Source organism: Bradyrhizobium sp. CCGB12 (assembly GCF_024199845.1).
Taxonomy (GTDB): domain Bacteria; phylum Pseudomonadota; class Alphaproteobacteria; order Rhizobiales; family Xanthobacteraceae; genus Bradyrhizobium.
The window spans coordinates 8,221,217-8,240,925 of record NZ_JANADO010000001.1 but is presented as its reverse complement, the minus strand read 5'-3'; the positions used below and the strand labels follow the sequence as shown (position 1 = coordinate 8,240,925).

General features: G+C 64.0%; 19 protein-coding genes. 4 read left to right on the top strand and 15 right to left on the bottom strand.

Features of this window, described 5'->3' with window-relative positions; genetic code table 11:
* The 4 genes from NLM27_RS37825 to NLM27_RS37810 all read right to left on the bottom strand — a co-directional run bounded on the left by NLM27_RS37825 (window position 1) and on the right by NLM27_RS37810 (window position 3,928).
* Window positions 1-693 carry an amino acid ABC transporter permease gene (locus NLM27_RS37825; RefSeq protein WP_254148099.1) on the bottom strand — a complete coding sequence of 231 codons (693 nt, stop codon included), beginning with the start codon at window positions 691-693 and terminating at the stop codon, window positions 1-3.
* Window positions 694-696: 3 nt separating this feature from the next.
* Complete coding sequence (locus tag NLM27_RS37820; protein ID WP_254148098.1) at window positions 697-1,428, bottom strand: amino acid ABC transporter permease; 732 nt, start codon at window positions 1,426-1,428, stop codon at window positions 697-699.
* A 116-nt stretch (window positions 1,429-1,544) separates the two neighbouring features.
* Window positions 1,545-2,456, bottom strand: a complete 912-nt coding sequence (locus NLM27_RS37815; protein ID WP_254148097.1) for an amino acid ABC transporter substrate-binding protein — start codon at window positions 2,454-2,456, stop codon at window positions 1,545-1,547.
* Between the two features lie 86 nt (window positions 2,457-2,542).
* The gene (locus NLM27_RS37810; RefSeq protein ID WP_254148096.1) at window positions 2,543-3,928 is read right to left on the bottom strand and encodes a M20 family metallopeptidase; all 1,386 of its coding nucleotides are present in this window, start codon (window positions 3,926-3,928) and stop codon (window positions 2,543-2,545) included.
* Between the two features lie 255 nt (window positions 3,929-4,183).
* Between NLM27_RS37810 and NLM27_RS37805 the strand changes: the two genes are divergently transcribed.
* A complete protein-coding gene (locus tag NLM27_RS37805) occupies window positions 4,184-5,563 on the top strand; it encodes an LLM class flavin-dependent oxidoreductase (protein ID WP_254148095.1) in 1,380 nt (459 codons plus the stop codon).
* A 128-nt stretch (window positions 5,564-5,691) separates the two neighbouring features.
* Here the strand turns inward: NLM27_RS37805 and NLM27_RS37800 are convergent, their stop codons facing one another.
* The 5 genes from NLM27_RS37800 to NLM27_RS37780 all read right to left on the bottom strand — a co-directional run bounded on the left by NLM27_RS37800 (window position 5,692) and on the right by NLM27_RS37780 (window position 11,972).
* Window positions 5,692-6,657: an integrase core domain-containing protein gene (locus NLM27_RS37800; RefSeq protein WP_254144930.1), complete on the bottom strand. Its 966-nt coding sequence runs from the start codon at window positions 6,655-6,657 to the stop codon at window positions 5,692-5,694.
* A 78-nt stretch (window positions 6,658-6,735) separates the two neighbouring features.
* Window positions 6,736-8,397 carry a thiamine pyrophosphate-binding protein gene (locus NLM27_RS37795; RefSeq protein ID WP_254148094.1) on the bottom strand — a complete coding sequence of 554 codons (1,662 nt, stop codon included), beginning with the start codon at window positions 8,395-8,397 and terminating at the stop codon, window positions 6,736-6,738.
* Window positions 8,398-8,502: 105 nt separating this feature from the next.
* Window positions 8,503-9,006: a GFA family protein gene (locus NLM27_RS37790; RefSeq protein ID WP_254148093.1), complete on the bottom strand. Its 504-nt coding sequence runs from the start codon at window positions 9,004-9,006 to the stop codon at window positions 8,503-8,505.
* A gap of 220 nt (window positions 9,007-9,226) precedes the next feature.
* A complete protein-coding gene (locus NLM27_RS37785) occupies window positions 9,227-10,354 on the bottom strand; it encodes an alkene reductase (protein ID WP_254148092.1) in 1,128 nt (375 codons plus the stop codon).
* A 121-nt stretch (window positions 10,355-10,475) separates the two neighbouring features.
* Window positions 10,476-11,972 (bottom strand): aldehyde dehydrogenase family protein, encoded by a 1,497-nt coding sequence (locus NLM27_RS37780; RefSeq protein WP_254148091.1) that lies wholly within the window; start codon window positions 11,970-11,972, stop codon window positions 10,476-10,478.
* Between the two features lie 183 nt (window positions 11,973-12,155).
* Here NLM27_RS37780 and NLM27_RS37775 point away from each other — a divergent pair, with 183 nt between their 5' ends.
* Window positions 12,156-13,001 (top strand): SDR family NAD(P)-dependent oxidoreductase, encoded by an 846-nt coding sequence (locus NLM27_RS37775; protein ID WP_254148090.1) that lies wholly within the window; start codon window positions 12,156-12,158, stop codon window positions 12,999-13,001.
* Between the two features lie 151 nt (window positions 13,002-13,152).
* Here NLM27_RS37775 and NLM27_RS37770 read toward each other — a convergent pair whose 3' ends face one another.
* From NLM27_RS37770 to NLM27_RS37745, 6 genes are all read right to left on the bottom strand, one after another.
* Complete coding sequence (locus tag NLM27_RS37770; protein WP_008543990.1) at window positions 13,153-13,359, bottom strand: hypothetical protein; 207 nt, start codon at window positions 13,357-13,359, stop codon at window positions 13,153-13,155.
* A 173-nt stretch (window positions 13,360-13,532) separates the two neighbouring features.
* Window positions 13,533-13,946, bottom strand: coding sequence for a Rieske (2Fe-2S) protein (locus NLM27_RS37765; protein ID WP_254148089.1), 414 nt, complete (start codon window positions 13,944-13,946; stop codon window positions 13,533-13,535).
* 7 nt (window positions 13,947-13,953) lie between these two features.
* Entirely contained in the window at window positions 13,954-15,066 is a 1,113-nt protein-coding gene (locus NLM27_RS37760; protein ID WP_254148088.1) for an amidohydrolase family protein, read from the bottom strand.
* 15 nt (window positions 15,067-15,081) lie between these two features.
* Window positions 15,082-16,143, bottom strand: a complete 1,062-nt coding sequence (locus tag NLM27_RS37755; RefSeq protein ID WP_254148087.1) for an amidohydrolase family protein — start codon at window positions 16,141-16,143, stop codon at window positions 15,082-15,084.
* 253 nt (window positions 16,144-16,396) lie between these two features.
* Window positions 16,397-16,672, bottom strand: a complete 276-nt coding sequence (locus NLM27_RS37750; protein WP_254148086.1) for a YiaA/YiaB family inner membrane protein — start codon at window positions 16,670-16,672, stop codon at window positions 16,397-16,399.
* 51 nt (window positions 16,673-16,723) lie between these two features.
* A complete protein-coding gene (locus NLM27_RS37745; RefSeq protein ID WP_254148085.1) occupies window positions 16,724-17,419 on the bottom strand; it encodes a PspA/IM30 family protein in 696 nt (231 codons plus the stop codon).
* Between the two features lie 103 nt (window positions 17,420-17,522).
* Between NLM27_RS37745 and NLM27_RS37740 the strand changes: the two genes are divergently transcribed.
* Both NLM27_RS37740 and hydA read left to right on the top strand, forming a co-directional pair.
* The gene (locus tag NLM27_RS37740; protein WP_254148084.1) at window positions 17,523-18,131 is read left to right on the top strand and encodes a TetR/AcrR family transcriptional regulator; all 609 of its coding nucleotides are present in this window, start codon (window positions 17,523-17,525) and stop codon (window positions 18,129-18,131) included.
* Window positions 18,132-18,246: 115 nt separating this feature from the next.
* Window positions 18,247-19,701 carry a dihydropyrimidinase gene (gene hydA / locus NLM27_RS37735; RefSeq protein ID WP_254148083.1) on the top strand — a complete coding sequence of 485 codons (1,455 nt, stop codon included), beginning with the start codon at window positions 18,247-18,249 and terminating at the stop codon, window positions 19,699-19,701.
* Window positions 19,702-19,709 lie beyond the last annotated feature (8 nt).

Here is a 19,709-nt window from a genome sequence, read left to right as displayed (position 1 = left end):
CTATCGGATGATGGCGATGCGCGCCTGCAGGCGGCGGACGCCGAAGGACGCGATACAGGAAATGGTGAAGTAGACGACTGCCGCGAACAGGTACATTTCGACCAGGCGCCCGTCGCGCTGCGCCACCTTGCTCGCCGCTCCCAGGAAGTCCGTGATCGACAGGACGTAGACCAGCGATGTGTCCTGGAACAGCACGATGGTCTGCGTGATCAAAACCGGCAGCATGTTGCGGAAGGCCTGCGGCAACACGACGTAGCGCATGGTCTGGGCGTAGGTCAGCCCCAGCGCATTCGCCGCGGCCGGCTGTCCGCGCGAGATCGACTGGATGCCGGCACGCATGATCTCGGAGAAGTACGCTGCCTCGAACATGATGAAGGTGATGAGCGAGGATGCGAAGGCGCCGACGCTGATCGGACGCGAGGCGCCGGTCAGCCACTGCCCGATATAGGGCACCAGGAAGTAGAACCAGAAGATGACCAGCACCAGCGGCAGCGAACGCATGAAGTCGACATAGATGCCGGCGATGCGTCCGAGGGTCTTGTAGCCGGACAGCCGCATCAGGGCGAGCGCCGTACCGAAGACGAGGCCGCCGAGGGCTGCGAGCGCCGTCAGCGTCAGTGTGAATGTCATGCCCTCGTAGAACAGATAGGGCAGTGCGCGGCGGATGACGTCGAAATCGAAATTACCGAGCATCGCTTATTTCCCCGTGATGTAGCCGGGGATCGCGACCCAGCGCTCGAGGAAGCGCATCGCGGTCACGACGACGGCGTTGACGAGGAGGTAGAGGATGGTCGCGGCGGTGAAGGCCTCGAACACCTGGAACGAGAATTCCTGCATCGAGCGCGCCTGTCCGGTCAGCTCGAGCAGGCCGATGGTGATCGCGACCGCTGTGTTCTTGATGGTGTTGAGGAACTCGGACGTCAGCGGCGGCAGGATGATGCGGAACGCCATCGGCAGCAGCACGTAGCGATAGCCCTGCACGGTGGTCAGGCCCAGCGCGGTCGCCGCCATCTTCTGCCCGCGCGGCAGCGAACCGATGCCGGCCTGCAGCTGCACGGCCACGCGCGCCGACATGAACAGGCCGACGCCGATCGCCGCCGTCCAGAACGGCGCATTCGGCAATTGCTTCAGCCATAGTCCGGCGGCCTTCGGCAGGATTTCCGGCAGCACGAAGAACCACAGGAAGAGCTGCACCAGCAGCGGCATGTTGCGGAAGAATTCGACGTAAGCGAAGCCGAACCAGTAGGCGCCCTTCGACGGCAGCGTGCGCATCACGCCGACGATCGAGCCGGTGATCAGCGCGATGATCCAGGCCAGCACCGCGGTCTTGAGGGTCAGTGCCAATCCCGACAGCAGCATGTCGAGATAGGTACCGGTCCCCATCGGGTTCGGCTGGAAAAAGATTCCCCAGTTCCAGTTGTAGTTCACGTGTCCCCCGCGCGAACGCGCCCGTCATGGACGTCCTGGGCGCCTATGCAAATGTCCGGCCACCCTGGTGTCAAGAGTGGCCGGACATGATCCCGATCGAAAGATCGAGGTTATACTTACTTATAATCGTCCGGGTTCGGCGAGTCCGACGGCTTGGCGAACTCGTTCTTCAGCTCGGCCGAGATCGGCGTGTTGAGGTTGAGACCCTTCGGCGGGATCTTGGCCGTGAACCACTTGTCGTAGATCTTCTGGGCCTCGCCGGACGTATAGAGCGCGGCCGTTGCCGCATCGACCACCTTCTTGAAGGCGGCGTCGTCCTTGCGCAGCATGATGCCGTAGGGCTCGGGCTTGGAGAACGCGTCCTTGGAAACGACGTAGTCACCGGGCGCCTTCGAGCCGGCGACGAGGCTCGCAAGCAGGATGTCGTCCATGACGAAGGCGACCGCGCGGTCGGTCTCGACCATCAGGAAGGCTTCGGCGTGATCCTTGGCCGGGATGATGTTGGCGCCGAGCTTTTTCTCGACGTTGGCTTCGGTGAGCTGCTTGATGTTGGTCGTGCCGGCGGTCGAGACCACGGTTTTGCCCTTGAGATCTTCGATCGACTTGAGGCCGCTCGACTTCTTGAACACGTAGCGGCTGGCGGTCAGGAAGTGGGTGTTGGTGAAGGCGACCTGCTTCTGGCGCTCGGCGTTGTTGGTGGTCGAACCGCATTCGAGGTCGATCGTGCCGTTCGCCATCAGCGGAATACGCGTCGCCGAGGTCACCGGGTTGAGCTTGACCTCGAGCTTGTCGAGCTTGAGCTCCTTCTTCACGGCGTCGACGATCTTGTAGCAAATGTCCATCGCGAAGCCGACAGGCTTCTGGTTGTCGTCGAGATAGGAGAACGGGATCGAGGAGTCGCGGAAGCCCAGCGTGATGGCGCCGGTATCCTTGATATTCTTCAGCGTGCCGGTCAGCTCCTGGGCCCCTGCCTGGCTGACGGCGAAGGTCGCGGCGAGCGCGAGCCCGATGCTACGGAAATGTTTCACTTTTTTATTCCCCTTTCAGGATGATGCGGCCGGATGCAAGCACAAATCAGGCCGGATTAGAATGTGACTTTCGGCGGGATCGCGGGTCAGGTTAACGGCCGTGGTAATTCCCCGAGATCCCAGAACAGCCCGGCCATCACCGTCAAGGCCTCTTCGGTCAATGGCAGCAGGATGTGCTCATTGGGCGCATGCTGGGAGCAACCGGGATAGGAGTGCGGCACCCAGATCGTCGGCAGGCCCAGGATTTCGGAGAACACGTCATTGGGGAGCGAGCCGCCGAAATTCGGCAGCACGGCCGGCTGCTTTCCGGTGGTCTCTTGCACCGAATCCGCCGCCCATTTGATCCAGGGACTGTCAAAATCGGTGCGCGATGCAGCAAAACTCTGGGCCGCCCGCACCTCGACCATCGGAAAACCCTTCGCGACCAGATGCGCCCCGATGGCCTCGATCAGGCCCTCGATCTTTGTCCCGACCACGAAACGCAGTTGCAGCACGGCATTGGCATGGCCGGGAATGGCGTTCGCCGGCTTCTCGATATTGCCCGAGGACATCGCCAGCACTTCGAGCGTGTTCCAGGCGTAGAGCCGTTCGGCTGCCGACAGGCCGTCCTCGCCCCAATTCTCGGCCAGCGCGGGCTCGTCCGCGGTCGGCACCACCTGAACGTCCGCCAGATAGCTGCGGATCTGGTTGGTGAGGCGGGGCGGCTTCAGCGCGTCGAGCTGGAGCCGGCCGTGGCCGTCCACCAGCGTGGAGATGGCGTTGACCAGGATGGTCGCGGGGTTGGCGAGCACGCCGCCCCAATTGCCGGAATGGTGGCCGCCTTCGCGCAAATTCACGTCGAGGTGGATGCGGATGCCGCCACGACAGCCGAGGAAGAGCGTCGGCCGGTCGGCGGCCAGGCGCGGCCCGTCGGACGCCATGAACAGGTCGGCCTTGAGCGCCTCGCGATTGAGATCGCAGACCTTGCCGAGATCGGGCGAGCCGATCTCCTCGCCCATCTCGACGATGAACTTGGCGTTGAAGCCGAGCTTGGCGCCTCGCGCAGCGCGCACGGCGCGGAGCGCCGCCATGTTGATGCTGTGCTGCCCCTTGTTGTCGGCTGTGCCGCGGCCATAGAGCCGCGTGCCCGCAACGGTCGTGCGCCAGGGATCGCGCCCATCGCGCCACTCGCCCTCCATGCCGTCGACGACGTCGCCATGGCCGTAGATCAGCACGGTCGGCACCGTGTCGTTCTCGTGATGCTCGGCGAACAGGAATGGCGCCTTGCCGCTCGGGGATTCGACGATGCGGCTGGAAAAATCGAGCGCGGCAAAGGCCGGTTGCATCTCTTGTTCCAGATAGGCACGCAGCTCGGCGCCGCGCGACGGATTCTGGCTTTCGGTTCGATACGCGACGCGGCGGTCGAGCTCAGAAAGAAACGCACCGGAGGTGAAATCCTCACGGGCACGGGCGATGGCGTCGGCTCTGGTCATTGCTTGTTTTTCGAGGCGTTGGCACGAAGGACCATATCCGATACGGGCAGGCCCTCGAAAGTGGCGGGAAGTTCGATAGCTCTTGGGATTTCGTTCTTGCTCTCTTGAGATCGGCTTGCCAAGGGCAGAGGCGCTGCTGATTTTGGCCTTGCCAAGGTCGCGTCATCCAAGTCTAGGATATGCAAGAACGTCGCCAAGTTCGGGCGCACGTCTACCATTCGAAGAGCGCTCAGTACAGAGCGCCGAGGGATTGTCATGGCCAAGCAGATCAGGCTCAACGCCTTTGCGATGAATTGCGTCGCACACCAGTCACCGGGCCTGTGGACCCATCCACGCGATCGCACCGCCGACTATAACCGCCTGCCTTACTGGATCGATCTCGCCAAGACGCTGGAGCGCGGCCGTTTCGACGGGCTGTTCCTCGCCGACGTGCTCGGGGTCTATGACGTCTACGGCAACAGCCCTGACGCAGCCTTGCGCAATGCAGCACAGACGCCGTCGAACGAGCCACTGCTGCTGCTCTCGGCGATGGCCGCGGTGACGCAAAATCTCGGTTTCGGCGTCACCAGCAATCTGTCCTTCGAGCCGCCCTACCCGTTCGCGCGTCGGATGTCGACGCTCGATCACCTCACCGAGGGGCGGATCGGATGGAATGTCGTCACCGGCTATCTCGACAGCGCCGCGCGCGGCGCCGGCAAGGACAAGCAGACCGGGCATGACGATCGCTACGATATCGCCGACGAATATATGGAGGTCGTCTACAAGCTTTGGGAAGGGAGCTGGGAGGATGACGCCGTGCTGCGGGACCGCAAGCGGGGCATCTTCACAGATCCGAGCAAGGTTCACCGCGTCAATCATGACGGCGCGAACTACCGCATCAACAACACCATTCATCTCAGCGAGCCCTCGCCGCAGCGCACCCCCGTGCTGTACCAGGCCGGCACCTCGCCGCGCGGCCGGCAGTTCGCAGCAAAGCATGCCGAATGCGTGTTCATGTCGGGCCCATCCGCCAAGGTGATCGCGCCGCGCGTCTCCGCGATCCGGCAGGAAGCCGCCGCAATTGGCCGCAACCCGGCCGAGATCCTGATGTTCTCGATGATGACGATCATCCTCGGCCGGACCGAAGCCGAAGCCAAAGAAAAATATGCCGACTACCGCCGCCACATCAGTCCGGAAGGCGCGCTAGCCCTGATGTCGGGATGGACCGGTGTCGACTTCTCCGGCTACGACCTCGACCAGCAGGTTCGCCACGTCCAGAACGATGCCGGCCGCAGCGCGATGGATAACGTCACCCGCGCCGATCCCGACCGCATCTGGACCGTACGCGACGTCATCGAGCATGTCGGCATCGGCGGCGCCGGCCCGGTCGTGGTCGGCACGCCGGAAATGGTCGCCGACAAGATCGAGGCATGGTTCGAGGCGACCGACGTCGACGGCCTCAACGTCGCCTTTGCGATCTCGCCCGGCGATTTCGAGGACATTGCCGACATGCTGGTGCCGGAGTTGACCCGGCGCGGACGATACAAGCCGGACTACGCGAAGGGCACGCTGCGGGAAAAGCTTTTTGGCGCAGGCCGCGCAAGGCTCGACGCGACGCATCCGGCCGCGGGGTATCGCGTGGGGAAGACGGGGTAGGCGCCTCCTCCTCGTCATTGCGAGCGAAGCGAAGCAATCCAGAATTTCACCGCCGAGGCAGTCTGGATTGCTTCGTCGCAAGAGCTCCTCGCAATTGTGCAAGTTCACTAATTCGCTGATCGAATGGTTTAGGTCTGGGCCTCGGCAAATTCCTTCGGTGTCTTGCCGCCGAGGGCCTGATGGGGCCTGAAGTTATTGTAGTAGATCACGTACTCGAACAGCTCGTTGGCGAAGTGGTCCAGGTTATCGAAGGTTGCGCCTTCGATGACGTCGTCGTCCAGGTTTCGCCAGAAGCGTTCGACCTTGCCGTTGGTCTGCGGCCGGTAGGGTCTGGTGTAGCGATGCTTGATGCCGAGCTCGATCAGCATGGCCTCGAAGGGATGCTCTTCAGGCGTGTTGCGGGATGCGAACTCCGCGCCGTTGTCGGACAGGATCTCGGCAAACTGGATCCCATAGGTGACGTTGAGCGTGTTGATCATCTTCAAGGTCTTAAACATGACCGGCAGGGCCTTTTTTGAAGTCAGCACCTCGGCCCAGGCCAGGCGCGAGCAACTGTCGACCAGGCTGACGATAAAGGCGGGGCTTGAGGGGGGCGCCAGGAACATGTCGCGGGACAGCTGGTGCAGGTCGACATGGCCGAGCTCGCCGATCTTGTCCTTGATAATACGACGTTTCTCCTCGCGCATCGTCGGGGTGCGGCGGTTGAGCTGATTGCGTTTGAAGACCCGGTAGATGGTCGAGAGCGACGGTACCGTATCTCGCCGTTCGCGCAAGGCAGCGTGGACCTCGTACCGGTTCATGCCGCGCGTTCGGCAAGCAACGATCTCCGCCTCGATGCCTTGCGGCTCGCGGCGCTCGCGCCACTTCGGTCCGCGGCGTTGCGGCAACAGGTCAGCCTCCGCGCCGCTCCGCAGGTAGCGGTTGTAGTACTTCCGGAAGGTCTGCGAGCAGGTGCCGTGGTGCTTGTAGAAGTCTCCCACCCGGCGGAACGTCGCCGACCGCCCGGCCTTCACCTCCTCATACTCGGCGATCAGGAACCGCCACTTCTGAAGATAATTCCGCTCAATCGTCCGGTCGAAGCTGTTGTCGCGCATCGGATCCTCCACGCTGGGAACGGATTCGATCAGCGAATTAGTGAACTTGCACAGCAATGACGGTGGTGGGCAGCTGCCCTACACCTTCCCGTCCACCATCACCTCGATCAGCTTGGTGCCCGGCCGGCCAAATGCCGACGCCAGCGTCGCCTTCAGCTCACGGGGATCGGCGATCTTGATCGCCTCGCAGCTGAGCGCCTTGGCGACGCCAGCGAAATCCACGGGCGGATCGACAAAGTCCATACCGACATAATTGTCATTGCCATGGAAGGCGAGCAGGCGCTGCTTGATGATGCGGTAGCCGCCATTGTTGGCGATGACGACGTTGAGCGGCAGCTTGTGATGCGCCGCCGTCCACAGCGACTGAATCGAATACATCGCGCTGCCGTCACCGGAGAAGCACACGACGGGCCGATCGGGATTGGCGATACTGGCGCCGACCGACGCCGGCAGACCCCAGCCGATGCCGCCTGACGCAAGGCCGTGATAACCGTAGCGGTCGCGGTGCGGGCGCAGCGCCGTGATCTGGCGGCTCGAGGTCAGGCCCTCGTCGACGAGGATGGCATTGTCCGGCATGGCCTCGACCATTTGCAGCACCAGGAAGTCCGGATCGATCGGCGTGCGGCCGGCGCTCTTGCCGATCTGCTCGACCAGCGCGCCGCGGCGCGCGGTCCAGTTCTTCGGCGCAAGCTCGGCGAGACGCTGTTTTGCGCGGCTCGCGAGTGTCGCGCCGCCCATCTCTTTCAGTACCGGGATCAGCGCGCGCAGTGTTTCCTTCAGATCCGCCTTCAACGCGATCTCGGCGCCGTAGTTCTTGGCGATCTCCCAGTCAACAAGGCCGACCTGCACGATGCCAAGACCATCCGGCAACGCATCGACCTCGCTATGGACCGACATCCGTAGGGGATCGCCGCCCAGCGCGATCAGGAGATCGTAGGGCGCGAGCGTATCGCGCGCGACCTTCTGCACGCGCGCCAGCGTGCCGACGAAGCTCGGGCTCTCGGAGAGGAAATGCGCGCCATAGGGCGTGGAGGATTGATAGGCCGCCGCCCCCAGCAGCTCGGCAAGTTCGGCAGCCTCCTTCAGCGCATCGCTCTTGACCACCTCGTCCATGGTGACGATCACGGGACGCTCGGCTTTCAGCAGCCGCGCTGCAAATGCCCCGAGTGCGTCATCCGATGGTTTGGAGCGCGCATCGATGCGGGTGGAGCGGCCGAGATCGATCCCGGCCTCGCTGTTGAGGATGTCACCGGGCAGCGAGATGAACACTGGCCCGGTCGGCGGCGTCATCGCGACCTTGGCAGCGCGGCGCACGATGCGCGGCAGATCCTCCAGCCGCGTCACCTCGACCGCCCATTTCACCAGCGGCTCGGCCATGCGCACCAGCGGGCCATAGAGCACCGGCTCCATCAGGCCATGGCCCTGCTCCTGCTGGCCGGCCGTGAGGATCATCGGCGTGCCCGTGAACTGGGCGTTGTAGAGCGAGCCCATCGCGTTGCCGAGGCCCGGTGCGACATGGACATTGCAGGCGACGAGTTTTCCGGAGGCACGGCTGTAGCCGTCCGCGATCGCCACCACCAGGCTCTCCTGCATCGCCATCACATAGGTGAGATCGGGATGGTCCTTCAGCGCATGCATGATCGGCAGCTCGGTGGTGCCGGGGTTGCCGAACAGATGGGTGATGCCCTCGTCCTTGAGCAGCGCGAGAAAGGCGGAGCGGCCGGTGATCTTGTTCTTCATGTTTCCTCCAGGAGCGGGCGTCGCCGCAAGGACGGGCGCATGATGACCGAAGTTTTGGGATCCGCGCAAGAAAGCGCGGTCATGGCTGCGTTGCGCGTGCGCGCATTACATCTCCTCGCGGCCAAGCTCGAACGGATCCGCGCCGCCCGCGCGCTTCTTCTTTTTCGAGCGCTGCCAGACCACGCCGGGAAAGCCTTTCAGCGGCACCAGCGGCTCGCCGGTATAGGCCCATTCCTGCAGCTCTTCGATCGCGATGTGATAGAGCGGCTGCCGACCCGTGCGCTCGTTGAACAATGCGCGCGGGATGTTGATCATGTGCGGGCCGCGCGGGCGCTCATAGGCGATCGGCGTGCCGCAATGGGCGCAGAAGCTGCGGGTGGTCTTCGTAGCCTTGTCCTCGTAGCGCGTGAGCGCGGTCTTGCCGGCTGTTATGCGAAAGCGCTTCTTCCAGCTGCCGACATAGGTCGCGTAAGCCGCGCCATGGGCGCGGCGGCTGGCGGTGGAATGATCGTGCCAGGCCCAGCGCGCGGGAATATCGATCTCGAAGCTGACCTTGCCGCAGAGGCATTGCCCGGTGGCGGTTCCTGCGGCGACTGCGGCTTTGGCCATTGTGCCTCCCGATCGTCATTGCGAGCGCAGCGAAGCAATCCAGACTGCCTCCGCGGAAAGGTTCTGGATTGCGTCGCTGCGCTCACAATGACGGAGTTTGTGGTGACCGTCGGAGTCCAACAATAGTTTCGTAGCCCGGATGAGCGAAGCGACATCCGGGGAAGCCATTGCTAGGCGAAAGTCCCGGATATCGCTTCGCTCATCCGGGCTACGACATCGTCTACGCCGGCGTCAGCTCGTCATAAACCGGATAATCCGTGTACCCTTTCGCCTCGCCGCCATAGAACGTCGCGCGGTTGTACGGCGTGATCGGATAGTTGTGCTCCAGCCGGCGCGGCAGATCGGGATTGGAGATGAAGATGCGGCCGAAAGCGATGATATCGGCGTGGCCGTCGGCGATCGCCGCATTCGCGGTCTCGCCGGTGAAGCCGCCGGCGGTCATCAACACGCCGCTGTAGTGCGGGCGGAACAGCACCATCGCGGACGGCACGTTCTCCCAGTGGACGTCGGCGCGGCCTGCACCGCTGGAGCGCGGCTCGATGAAGTGCAGATAGGCAAGGCCCAGCTTGTCGAGCGCCTTCACCACATGGGTGTAGAGCGGCATCGGATCGGGTTCGCCGGAATCGTTGGCGATACCATGTGGCGACAGCCGGACCGCGACGCGGTTCGCGCCCCAGACGTCGATCGCGGCCTGCGTGATCTCGAGCAGCAGCCGCGCGCGGTTCTCGATGGAACCACCATATTGGTCGGTGCGCTGATTGCTGCGCGATTGCAGGAACTGCTCGAGCAGATAGCCATTGGCACCATGGATCTCGACGCCATCGAAGCCGGCGGCGAGCGCGTTCTTGGCACCCTGCCGGAACGCCTCGACGATGTTATTGACCTCCTCGGTCGCCAGCGCGCGCGGCGTCTCGTAGTCGGCAATCTTGCCGTCAGCGGTCATCGCCCTCATACCCTCGGCCCTGATCGGGATCGCCGAGGCCGACACCGGCAGCTGGCCGCCATGGAAGGAGGAATGCGAAACGCGGCCGACATGCCAGAGCTGGAGGAAGATGATGCCGCCCTTGGCGTGGACCGCGTCGACCACCTTGCGCCAGCCGGCAATCTGCGCCTCCGAATAGATGCCCGGTGTCGCGGGATTGCCGCGGCCGTGCGAGAGGACCGGCGAGGCTTCGGCGATGAGCAGGCCGCCCTTTGTTGCGCGCTGGCCGTAATATTCGGCGTTGAGCGGGCGCGGCGAAAAGCTCTCGCGCTCGGCGCGCATACGCGTCAGCGGCGCCATCGCGACGCGATGCGCGAGCTTGTACGGGCCGACCTGCAACGGTTTGAACAACGCCTCGAATTTCATGTGGTCCCCGAATGGCTATCAAAGGATGCAGATCATATAGCGAAGGGCGGCCACCGGAAAAGGCGCCGCCCCTGCAAAAGTCGATATTCCCTCCTACGGAACGCGAGAGAGAGAACAGGCCTTACGCCGTCTTGATCCAGACCGCCTTCACGTTGAGATATTCCTCGACGTGCTGCTTGCCGGACTCGCGGCCGTAGCCGCTCATCTTGTAGCCGCCGAACGGCACGGCCGGGTCCATTGCCTGGTAGCAGTTCACCCACACCGAGCCGGCACGCAGGCTCTTCGCCACCGCATGCGCCTTGCTGACGTCGCGCGTCCACAGGCCGGAGCCGAGGCCGAACGTGGTGGCGTTGGCGCGCTTGACCAGTTCGTCCATGTCCTTGAACGCGATCGCGGAGATGACGGGACCGAAGATCTCCTCCTGCGCGATGCGCATGTTGTCCTGGACGCCCGCGAACACGGTCGGCGAGACGAAGAAGCCCTTCGACAGCGCGCCTTCAGTGACACGGCCGCCACCGGCGAGCGCCTTCGCGCCTTCTTTCTGGCCGATGTCGAGATAGCCGGTGACGCGCTTGAGTTGCTCCTCGGAGACGAGCGGGCCAATCTGCACATTGGGATCGAGGCCGTTGCCGACCTGCAGCTTCTTGCCGAACTCGGCGACGCGGCCGACGAACTCTTCGTAGACCGACTGCTCGACGAACAGGCGGGTGCCCGCGCTGCAGATCTGGCCGGAGTTGGCGAACACCGCCATTGCGGCGCCGGGGACGGCCGCATCGAGATCGGCATCCGCGAACACGATGTCCGGCGACTTGCCGCCGAGCTCGAGCGAGACGCGCTTGAGGTTGCCCGCCGACGCACGGATGATCGACTGTCCCGTGACGTGCGAGCCAGTGAAGGCGACCTTGTCGACGTCATGGTGCGAGGCGAGCGCGGCGCCCGCGGTCTCGCCATAGCCCGGCACGACGTTGACGACGCCGGGCGGAATGCCGGCTTCGATCGCGAGTTCGGCAATGCGCAGCGAGGTCAGCGGCGCCTCTTCGGCGGGCTTGAGCACTACGGTGCAGCCGGTCGCGATCGCGGGTCCAATCTTCCAGAGCGTCGCGGTGAGCGGGCCGTTCCAGGGGATGATGGCGCCGACGACACCGACGGGCTCCTTCAGCGTGTAGGAGAAGATTTCGCCCGGCAGCGAGTTCTCGATCGTCTCGCCATGGATCGCGGTGGTCTGGCCAGCGTAATAGCGCAGCATGCCGACGGCACGCAGGCGATAGGCACGGGTGCGGCTGAGCGGCGCACCCATGTCGAGCGTGTCGAGCTGCGACAATTCGTCGAAATTCTTCTCGACGAGGTCGGCGAGCTTCAGAAGCAGGTTCTGCCGCTCGAACGGCTTGACCTTGCTCCAGGGTCCTTCGAAGGCGCGGCGTGCGGCGGCGACCGCACGATCGATATCCTCCTTGTCGCCTTCGGCGACGGTTGCGAGCAGCTCGCCGGTGGCGGGATTGCGGGTCTCGAAGCGCTTGCCGGAGGCAGCGTCGACCCACTTCCCGTCGATCAGCATCTGCTTGTAAGACCCGTTGGCGAACGGATGGCGCGTGATCGGAATAGCCTGCGACACAGCCATGGCTGCACTCCCTATCAGGTGATTGATTGGTTCGATCTGGGCGGGATCGTTAGGTCGAAGAGAATACAGCGGTGGCGGAGAGGCGTAAAGGCAGCGCGGAACGAAGACCTCCCATGCCGACTTGTGCAGGGTCGCGCGAGCGCCATGTTATAGCTCGAATTCCCCCTCTCCCGGAGACATTCCATGCCGCATTCCGCCATCGCCAAAGACAATGTTGCCGTGATCACGGGTGGTGCGTCCGGTATTGGATTCGCCGCCGCAGCAGCCTTCGCGCGTGCCGGCATGAAGGTCTGCATCGCCGATGTCGATGCGGCTCGATTGGCCGAGGCCGCAACAAAACTGTCATCCGTCACGTCTGCCACACATGTGATGACGTTGGCCGTAGATGTCAGCAAGGCCGAGAGCGTGGCGGGACTGGAACACGCCGTGCGCGAACGCTTTGGCGGCACTGACATCCTGATGAACAATGCCGGCATCCAGCCCGGCAGCACACTGTTCGCCGAGCCCGACAATTGGCAGCGCATCATCGGCGTCAACATGTGGGGCATCATCAACGGCTCACGCATCTTCGCGCCCAATATGATCGCGCGCGGCAAGGCCGGCCTGATCATCAACACCGGATCCAAGCAGGGCATCACCGCGCCGCCCGGCGATCCCGCCTACAACGTCTCCAAGGCCGGCGCGAAGGCGTTCACGGAAGCGCTCCAGCACGAGCTGCGCAATACCAGGGACTGTCGCATCACTGCGCATCTGCTCATTCCCGGCTTTGTCTTCACCGGGCTGACCGCGAAAGGCCGCACCGAAAAGCCGGCCGGCGCCTGGACACCGGAGCAGACGGTCGATTTCATGCTGACGCGTCTGGAGGCTGGCGACTTCTATATCCTGTGCCCGGACAATGACGTGCCGCGCACTCTCGACGAGAAGCGCATGCAATGGGCCGCCGGCGACATCATCGAGAACCGCCCTCCGCTGTCGCGCTGGCATCCGGATTATGCGGACGCGTTTAAGAGATTTGTGGAGGGAGAGTAGGCGCCTTCCCTTCTCCCCTTGTGGGAGAAGGTGGCGCGAAGCGCCGGATGAGGGGTTCTTTCACCTCGCGCAATCGTCCGTGAGGAGAGAACCCCTCACCCGGCTTCGCTGCGCGAAGCCACCCTCTCCACAAGGGGAGAGGGTTAGAACCCTACAGCGTCTCTTGCTTGTGCCCGCAATTCTTGCAGGCGAATTTGACGCGGGTTTGGCCCTTCTCCGCTTGCACCCGGTTCGGCGCGCCGCACTTGCCGCAGACGGCCTCGATGCGGGTGGCGCCCTGCTTGACGACGATGGTCTTCTTTTCCATCGATTCGCGGATCAGGCGCTCGGCCTCCTCACGCAGGGATTGTTTGGACAAAGCTCATCTCCGCCTCTGGAAAGCGCGAGAGCCATATCGCACCTGCGTTCGAATCTCAATGTGTGATCAGTCATTCCGGGATGGTCCGAAGGACCAGACCACAGGCGCACCGGGGAATCTCCAGATTTCGGCCTGATTCGCTGCGCGAATGCCCCGGAATGACGATGCGCAATCTAGACCTCGACAATCACGTAGCTGTCCTCGACATGCACGGGAAATGTCTCGGCAACATACGGCCCCTTCTGCAATTCCTCCCCGCGCTCCACCGCGACCGGATATGACCGGATCCTGATGCGCTTCGGATCGAACCAGGACTGGCCGTTGCGCATGTCGAACTCCCAGCCGTGCCAGGGACAACGCAGCATCTCGCCGACGCGCGAGCGCTCGTAGACGCCGGGCTCGGGCGAGGTCAGCCGCGCCACGCAGGCGGCTTTCTCCAGCGGCGCACCCTCGTGGGGACAGCGGTTCAACAGCGCGAAGAACTCGCCATTGACGTGGAACACGACGATGTCGCGGCCGGCGATATCGACGACCTTGTTGCCGCCGGGCGGAATCTCCGAGGTGGTGGCGATGATGTGACGAGCCATGCCTGTCTCAGAACTTGTAGACCGCGCGGGCATTGGTGCTGAAGATCTTCTTTCGCTCGGCCTCGGTCAGCGGCGTCTTGAAGGCGAAGCGCGGATCGTCGAAATCCCAGTGTGGATAATCCGACGAGAACAACAGACGGTCGATGCCGACCCATTCGATCAGGGCGCGCAGATGCCGCGCCTCGTCCGGCTCGTCGATCGGCTGCGTCGTGAACCAGAAATGCTCGCGGACATATTCCGACGGCTTGCGCCGGAGATGCGGAACCTCGCTGCGGAAGCGCTCGAAATGCTGATCCATGCGCCACACCGCCGAAGGAATCCAGCCGAACCCGCCTTCGATGAAGACGATCTTCAACTTCGGGAAGCGCTCCAGCACGCCCTCGATCACGAGGCTGGCAAGCTGCGCCGCGATGGTGTGCGCATTGGACTGATGCTCCTCGACATAATAGGACGGCCAGCCGCCACCGGTCGGCGCGTGGCCGCCATAGCCGCCGACATGGATGCCGAGCGGCAGGTCCAGCGCCTCGGCGCGCTCGTAGATCGGCCAATAGCGGCGCCGGCCGAGCGGCTCGTTGGCGCGCGGCGAGACGTTGATCTGGATGTATTCGCCGGTTTTTGCGCAGCGCTCGATCTCGGCGATGGCGAGGTCGAACCCGTCCTGCCCGACCAGGATCGAGGCCTTCAGGCGCGGATCGCGATGCGACCAGAACGCCAGCTGCCAGTCGTTGATGGCGCGCTGGATCGCGGCACCGAATTCCAGGTTCTGCTGCGAGAAGATGAAGAGATCGAGCACCTGCAAAATGCCGAACTCGACGTCGAGCGGATCGAGATGCTGCTTCTGCATGAAGGCGAGATCGGAGCCCGGCACCCCGCCGGTCGGCGGCCATGCGTCACGCCGCGCGATCAGCGGCGAGGAGCGCGGATAGGGCGTCGTGAAGAGGTACGGTGTGCGCAGATGGCTGCCATATTCCTTCAGGTGCTGCTGCCAGCGCTTTGGCAGGAACTCGTTGAGGTCGTCCGTCGATCTCAGGCTCGGATGCACGTCGCAATCGACGATGCGCAGCCTTGATGCGGCGGGCTTTTCGTCTTCGCGTAGCGGGCGGTCGATGACGTCGCTCATGCGAAACCTCCGGAATTAGTTGATCGACAGCCGCGGAAACGTCTCCAGCGGATTGTCGACACACATCTTCTCGATGATGCTCCTCGGCAGGTTCGGCGGGATCGGATCGTCGCCGTCGAACTGCCAGTGCGGATAGTCGGACGCGAACAGGAACATCTTTTCCGAGCCGATCTGGTCGATGATCTCCTCGACGCCTTTCGCGTTTGCCGGCGCGTCGAACGGCTGCATGGTGACGCGGAAATTCTCGCGGATGATCGCGGCCGGCTCGCGCTCCACCCAGGGGACCTCGACGCGCACGCCGCGCCAGGTCTTGTTGGCGCGCCACATGAAGGCCGGCAGCCAGCTGACACCCGATTCCATCAGCACGACCTTCAAGCTCGGAAACTTGCCGAACACGCCCTCGTAGATCAGGCTGAGGATCTGCGCCTGAAACGCCTGCGCCTCGACGAAATAATATTCGTAGCGGTGCGATGGCCAGCCGGCCGAGCTCGGCGCCTGCCGGTATTGCGTGCCGGCGTGGATCGCGAGCGGCAGCTTGTACTTCTCGGCGAGCTGGTAGACCGGCCAGAAATGGCGCCGCCCCAGCAGCGTCTCGCCCTGCGCCAACACCAGGATGGATACGAAGCGGTGATCGCCGGCGCGGCGCTCTATCTCCTCGATCGCGAGATCCGGCGCCTGCATCGGCACCACGATGGACGCGCGCAGGCGGGGATCGCGCGACAGCCATTCGGCGGCGATCCAGTCGTTGATGGCCTTGCAGAAGTCGGCCGCCATGTAGGCGTCGAACACAGCTTGCGCGCCGTAGAGCACGTTGAGGATGGCGTGGCTCGCACCCAGCTGGTCGAACGCGCCCTTCTGCACCATGGCGAGATCGGAGCCGGGTTTGGCACCATTCGCCGGTCGCCAGTCGGCCCGACCTGAAAGGGGCATGGTCGGCGGATAAGAGGTGAGATCGAGCCCGTCGATGGCGCGGCTCACCACCTGCTCTTTCCAATGGTCGCTGAGATAGGGAAGCAGCGTCGTGCGGGTACCGCCAACCGCCGGATGGATGTCGCAGTCGATCCGCGTCGCCGCCATGGAGCTTCCTCGCCGAGATCTTGTAGGCACATCTTATTGGCGGCGTTCTTTGCGAGCCGCCTGCGTAGAGTGCGCTGGCCGCCGCCGCGGCGCAAGGGAGCGCACCCGCGCGATCCGTCATGGCTCTATTGCATTTCGCAGTCGCGATATGAGGCTTGATGGAACGCGCCGCGGTGCCTTCGACGCGGAAGCGGCGGAGCCAATTGCTCCGCCGCCTCCTTGCGTATGGTTTCGGCCGTCTCAGGCCGCCTTATCAAGCTGCCTTGGAGACCTCCATCAGCAGACGCTCTGCCTTGGCATCCTCGATGCGGTTCACCAGCCGGCCACTCTCATGATTGTCGCGCACGGTCTTGGTCAGGGTGATGCAGGTCTGGATCAGCATCACGATGCCCATCGTGAGATAGCCCTTCATCCAGAGATCGATCGGCAGGAAGAAGACGCCGATGGCGACGAGGAAGGCGGAGGCTGCGAAAGACGCGTAAGTGAAGGTCACCCAAGCGCTGCTGTGGGGTTGGCCGTTCTGGTTCATGATGGTCTCCTGTGTTTCGAATGATGATTGGGTTCGAGATCGGGATTGAGATCAGGCAGTCGGCATGCGCTTGGACTTCAACCGCGCCAGCACATCGTCTGCGGTCGTCTTGAGCCGGGGGCCAAAGCCCTGTTCGGCGAGTTTTTCGGCGGTGGCGAGCGGACCGGTGGCCGCATCGAGTTCGACCAGCGCATCATCGGCTGCCTGGGCTTCCATCTGCCGGTCGCGCAGACGCCTCAACGTGCTCTCCGCCTCCGGCAGCGTGGATTCGTAAGGACGCGCCGCCTCGATGCCGCTGCGGCGGAGCGAGCGCACCGCTTCCGAGGCTCGGGCGACGCGGCGGCCGCGGTCGAGCTCGGTGATGCGGGCCTGCGCATTCGCGACATGCCGCTTCAGCCGGGCGATCTCGGTCGCGAACAGTGCGCGGGCCGTCATCGCCGCATCGCGATCAGCCTCCAAGCCTGCGATGGCTTCGGCGGCGTCTCTGGCGAGATCCTCGCGGCCGCCGTCGAGCGCCGCAACCGTGCGGGTCTCGAGATCGGCGATGCGGGCGATGGTCGCTTCTAACTTGCGGCCTTCCTGCTGGTCCTGCGCGATCGCCAGCGCCAGCGTCCGCTTGCTGCGCTCGACGGCCGCGGCCGCATCGCGCATCTGCTGGTCGAGGATCAGAAGGGCCGTCCGGTCTTCCAGCTCCTCGCCCGCGGCGGCCACGCTCCCGCGGAAAAGTGTCACTACGGTCTTGAACATCTGCAGCTCCCTGTTATGAGCGTTGCTCACAGATCCTTTGTAGCAGCAATCTTGAACATCGTTCAATAAATATTTGAGCGATGCTCATGAATTTGGTTAACAAATGACTAAGGCCTTGGAACGTCGAGAGAAATTGCGGGCCGACCTGATCCAGGCGGCCGAGCGGACGATCGCTGAGCGAGGGTTGGCGGGTCTAAAAACTCGCGATTTGGCCCGCGAGATCGGCTGCGCCAATGGCGCGGTCTACAATCTCGTCGCCGACGTGGACGAGCTGGTCCTGCACGTCGGCTCACGCACGCTGCTCCGGCTCGACGAGGCGCTCAGCGCGGCTGAAGGCGCGGGCGATCCGTCGCCGCAGGAGACGCTGGTCCGCATCGCGATCGCCTATTGCGATTTCGCCGCGGAGAATCTCGAACTTTGGCGCGCGATGTTCGAGCACCGCATGGCGGCTGACAAGGCCCTCCCCGAGTGGTCGATCGACGACCAGTTGCAGTTGTTCCGCCACATCTACCAACCGCTGGCCACGCTGCTCCCAAAGCGAGGTGCGGACGAGCTCGGCATCACCGCACGCAGCCTGTTCTCTGCCGTGCACGGCATGGTAGCGCTGGGGCTGGAGCAGAGGCTGGTCGCCGTGCCATTGCCAGCGCTGCGGAAGGAAATCGCGGGCCTCGTGCGCGCTATGCTGGATGGGCTGGCCGCCCGCGCGACGTAGAGGCCAGCGCGGCGAATCCTTTGGCGGGGGCTGACTAAAATTTCGCCTGTCGCATCGCGATCGCCGCGCTTAGCCTTCGCGTCAAAGCGTCCCTCGCCTCTCCCCGGAGTCCTTCATGTCCCTCCTCGTTCGCGGCGGCACCGTCGTCAATCACGATCACTCGCGCCGCGCGGACGTGCTGATCGACGGCGAGACCATCGTCGCGGTCGGGGCCTCGCTCGATGCGCCCGCGGGCACTGAGGTGATCGACGCCGGCGGCGCCTACATCATCCCCGGCGGCATCGATCCGCATACCCATCTCGAAATGCCGTTCATGGGTACCGTCACCGCAGACGATTTCGAATCCGGAACCAAGGCGGCACTCGCCGGCGGCACCACCATGGTGGTGGATTTCTGCCTGCCGGATCCCGGCCAGTCGATGCTCGCGGCCTATCAGGATTGGCGCCACAAATCCGAGAAGGCGGCCGCCGACTACGGCTTCCACATGGCGGTGACGTCATGGTCGAAGCAAATCCATGACGAGATGGAGACCGTGGTCAAGACCTACGGCATCAACACCTTCAAGCATTTCATGGCCTACAAGGGCGCGCTGATGGTGAACGACGACGAGCTCTACAACTCGTTCGCGCGCTGCGCCCATCTCGGCGCCATGCCGGTGGTCCATGCCGAGAACGGCGACGTCGTCGCCCTGATGCAGGAGGCGCTGATCGCACGCGGCGTCACCGGCCCGGAAGGCCACGCTTACTCACGACCGCCGGAGGTCGAGGGCGAAGCCACCAACCGCGCCATCATGATCGCGGACATGACCGGCACCCCGGTCTACATCGTGCACACCAGCTGCCGCGAGGCGCATGAGGCGATCGCCCGCGCGCGCGCTGCCGGCAAGCGCGTCTATGGCGAGCCGCTGATCCAGCATCTGCTGCTCGATGCCGGCGAGTACCAGCACAAGGACTGGGATCATTCCGCCCAGCGCGTGATGTCGCCGCCGTTCCGCGACAAGTCGCATCAGGACAGCCTGTGGGCCGGCCTGCAAGCCGGTTCGCTCCAGGTGGTCGCAACCGACCATTGCGCGTTCACCACCGCACAGAAGCGGTTTGGCCTCGGCGACTTCAGGAAGATCCCGAACGGCACCGGCGGCCTCGAGGACCGCCTCGCGCTGCTCTGGACCGCGGGCGTCGTCAGTGGGCGGCTCACCAAGGAAGAATTCGTCGCGGTGACCTCGGCGAACATCGCCCGCATCCTCAACATCTATCCCCGCAAGGGCGCCATCGCCGTCGGCTCGGATGCCGATATCGTGGTTTGGGATCCCAAGTCGGCCAGGACCATCAGCGCCAAGCGGCAGCTGAGCCGGATCGACTACAACGTGTTCGAGGGCTTTTCCTGCACGGGCGGGCCAGCCGCGACGCTGTCCCGTGGCCGCATCGTCTGGAAGGATGGCGATCTGCGCGCCGAGGCCGGCGACGGCCGCTACGTCGAACGTCCCGCGTTCTCGCCGGTGCATCTGGCCAATTCGACGTGGAAGGAGTTGACCGCTCCACGCGCGGTCGCACGCGGAGCGGTGACACCGTAGCGACTTGC

Bases quoted from the DNA above. Each gene is read 5' to 3' on its own strand.
- hydA (WP_254148083.1), top strand. From the start codon at position 18,247: ATGTCCCTCCTCGTTCGCGGCGGCACCGTCGTCAATCACGATCACTCG.
- NLM27_RS37810 (WP_254148096.1), bottom strand. From the start codon at position 3,928: ATGACCAGAGCCGACGCCATCGCCCGTGCCCGTGAGGATTTCACCTCC.
- NLM27_RS37760 (WP_254148088.1), bottom strand. From the start codon at position 15,066: ATGAGCGACGTCATCGACCGCCCGCTACGCGAAGACGAAAAGCCCGCC.
- NLM27_RS37765 (WP_254148089.1), bottom strand. From the start codon at position 13,946: ATGGCTCGTCACATCATCGCCACCACCTCGGAGATTCCGCCCGGCGGC.
- NLM27_RS37775 (WP_254148090.1), top strand. From the start codon at position 12,156: ATGCCGCATTCCGCCATCGCCAAAGACAATGTTGCCGTGATCACGGGT.
- NLM27_RS37755 (WP_254148087.1), bottom strand. From the start codon at position 16,143: ATGGCGGCGACGCGGATCGACTGCGACATCCATCCGGCGGTTGGCGGT.
- NLM27_RS37800 (WP_254144930.1), bottom strand. From the start codon at position 6,657: ATGCGCGACAACAGCTTCGACCGGACGATTGAGCGGAATTATCTTCAG.
- NLM27_RS37805 (WP_254148095.1), top strand. From the start codon at position 4,184: ATGGCCAAGCAGATCAGGCTCAACGCCTTTGCGATGAATTGCGTCGCA.
- NLM27_RS37745 (WP_254148085.1), bottom strand. From the start codon at position 17,419: ATGTTCAAGACCGTAGTGACACTTTTCCGCGGGAGCGTGGCCGCCGCG.
- NLM27_RS37750 (WP_254148086.1), bottom strand. From the start codon at position 16,672: ATGAACCAGAACGGCCAACCCCACAGCAGCGCTTGGGTGACCTTCACT.
- NLM27_RS37795 (WP_254148094.1), bottom strand. From the start codon at position 8,397: ATGAAGAACAAGATCACCGGCCGCTCCGCCTTTCTCGCGCTGCTCAAG.
- NLM27_RS37740 (WP_254148084.1), top strand. From the start codon at position 17,523: ATGACTAAGGCCTTGGAACGTCGAGAGAAATTGCGGGCCGACCTGATC.
- NLM27_RS37825 (WP_254148099.1), bottom strand. From the start codon at position 693: ATGCTCGGTAATTTCGATTTCGACGTCATCCGCCGCGCACTGCCCTAT.
- NLM27_RS37790 (WP_254148093.1), bottom strand. From the start codon at position 9,006: ATGGCCAAAGCCGCAGTCGCCGCAGGAACCGCCACCGGGCAATGCCTC.
- NLM27_RS37785 (WP_254148092.1), bottom strand. From the start codon at position 10,354: ATGAAATTCGAGGCGTTGTTCAAACCGTTGCAGGTCGGCCCGTACAAG.
- NLM27_RS37780 (WP_254148091.1), bottom strand. From the start codon at position 11,972: ATGGCTGTGTCGCAGGCTATTCCGATCACGCGCCATCCGTTCGCCAAC.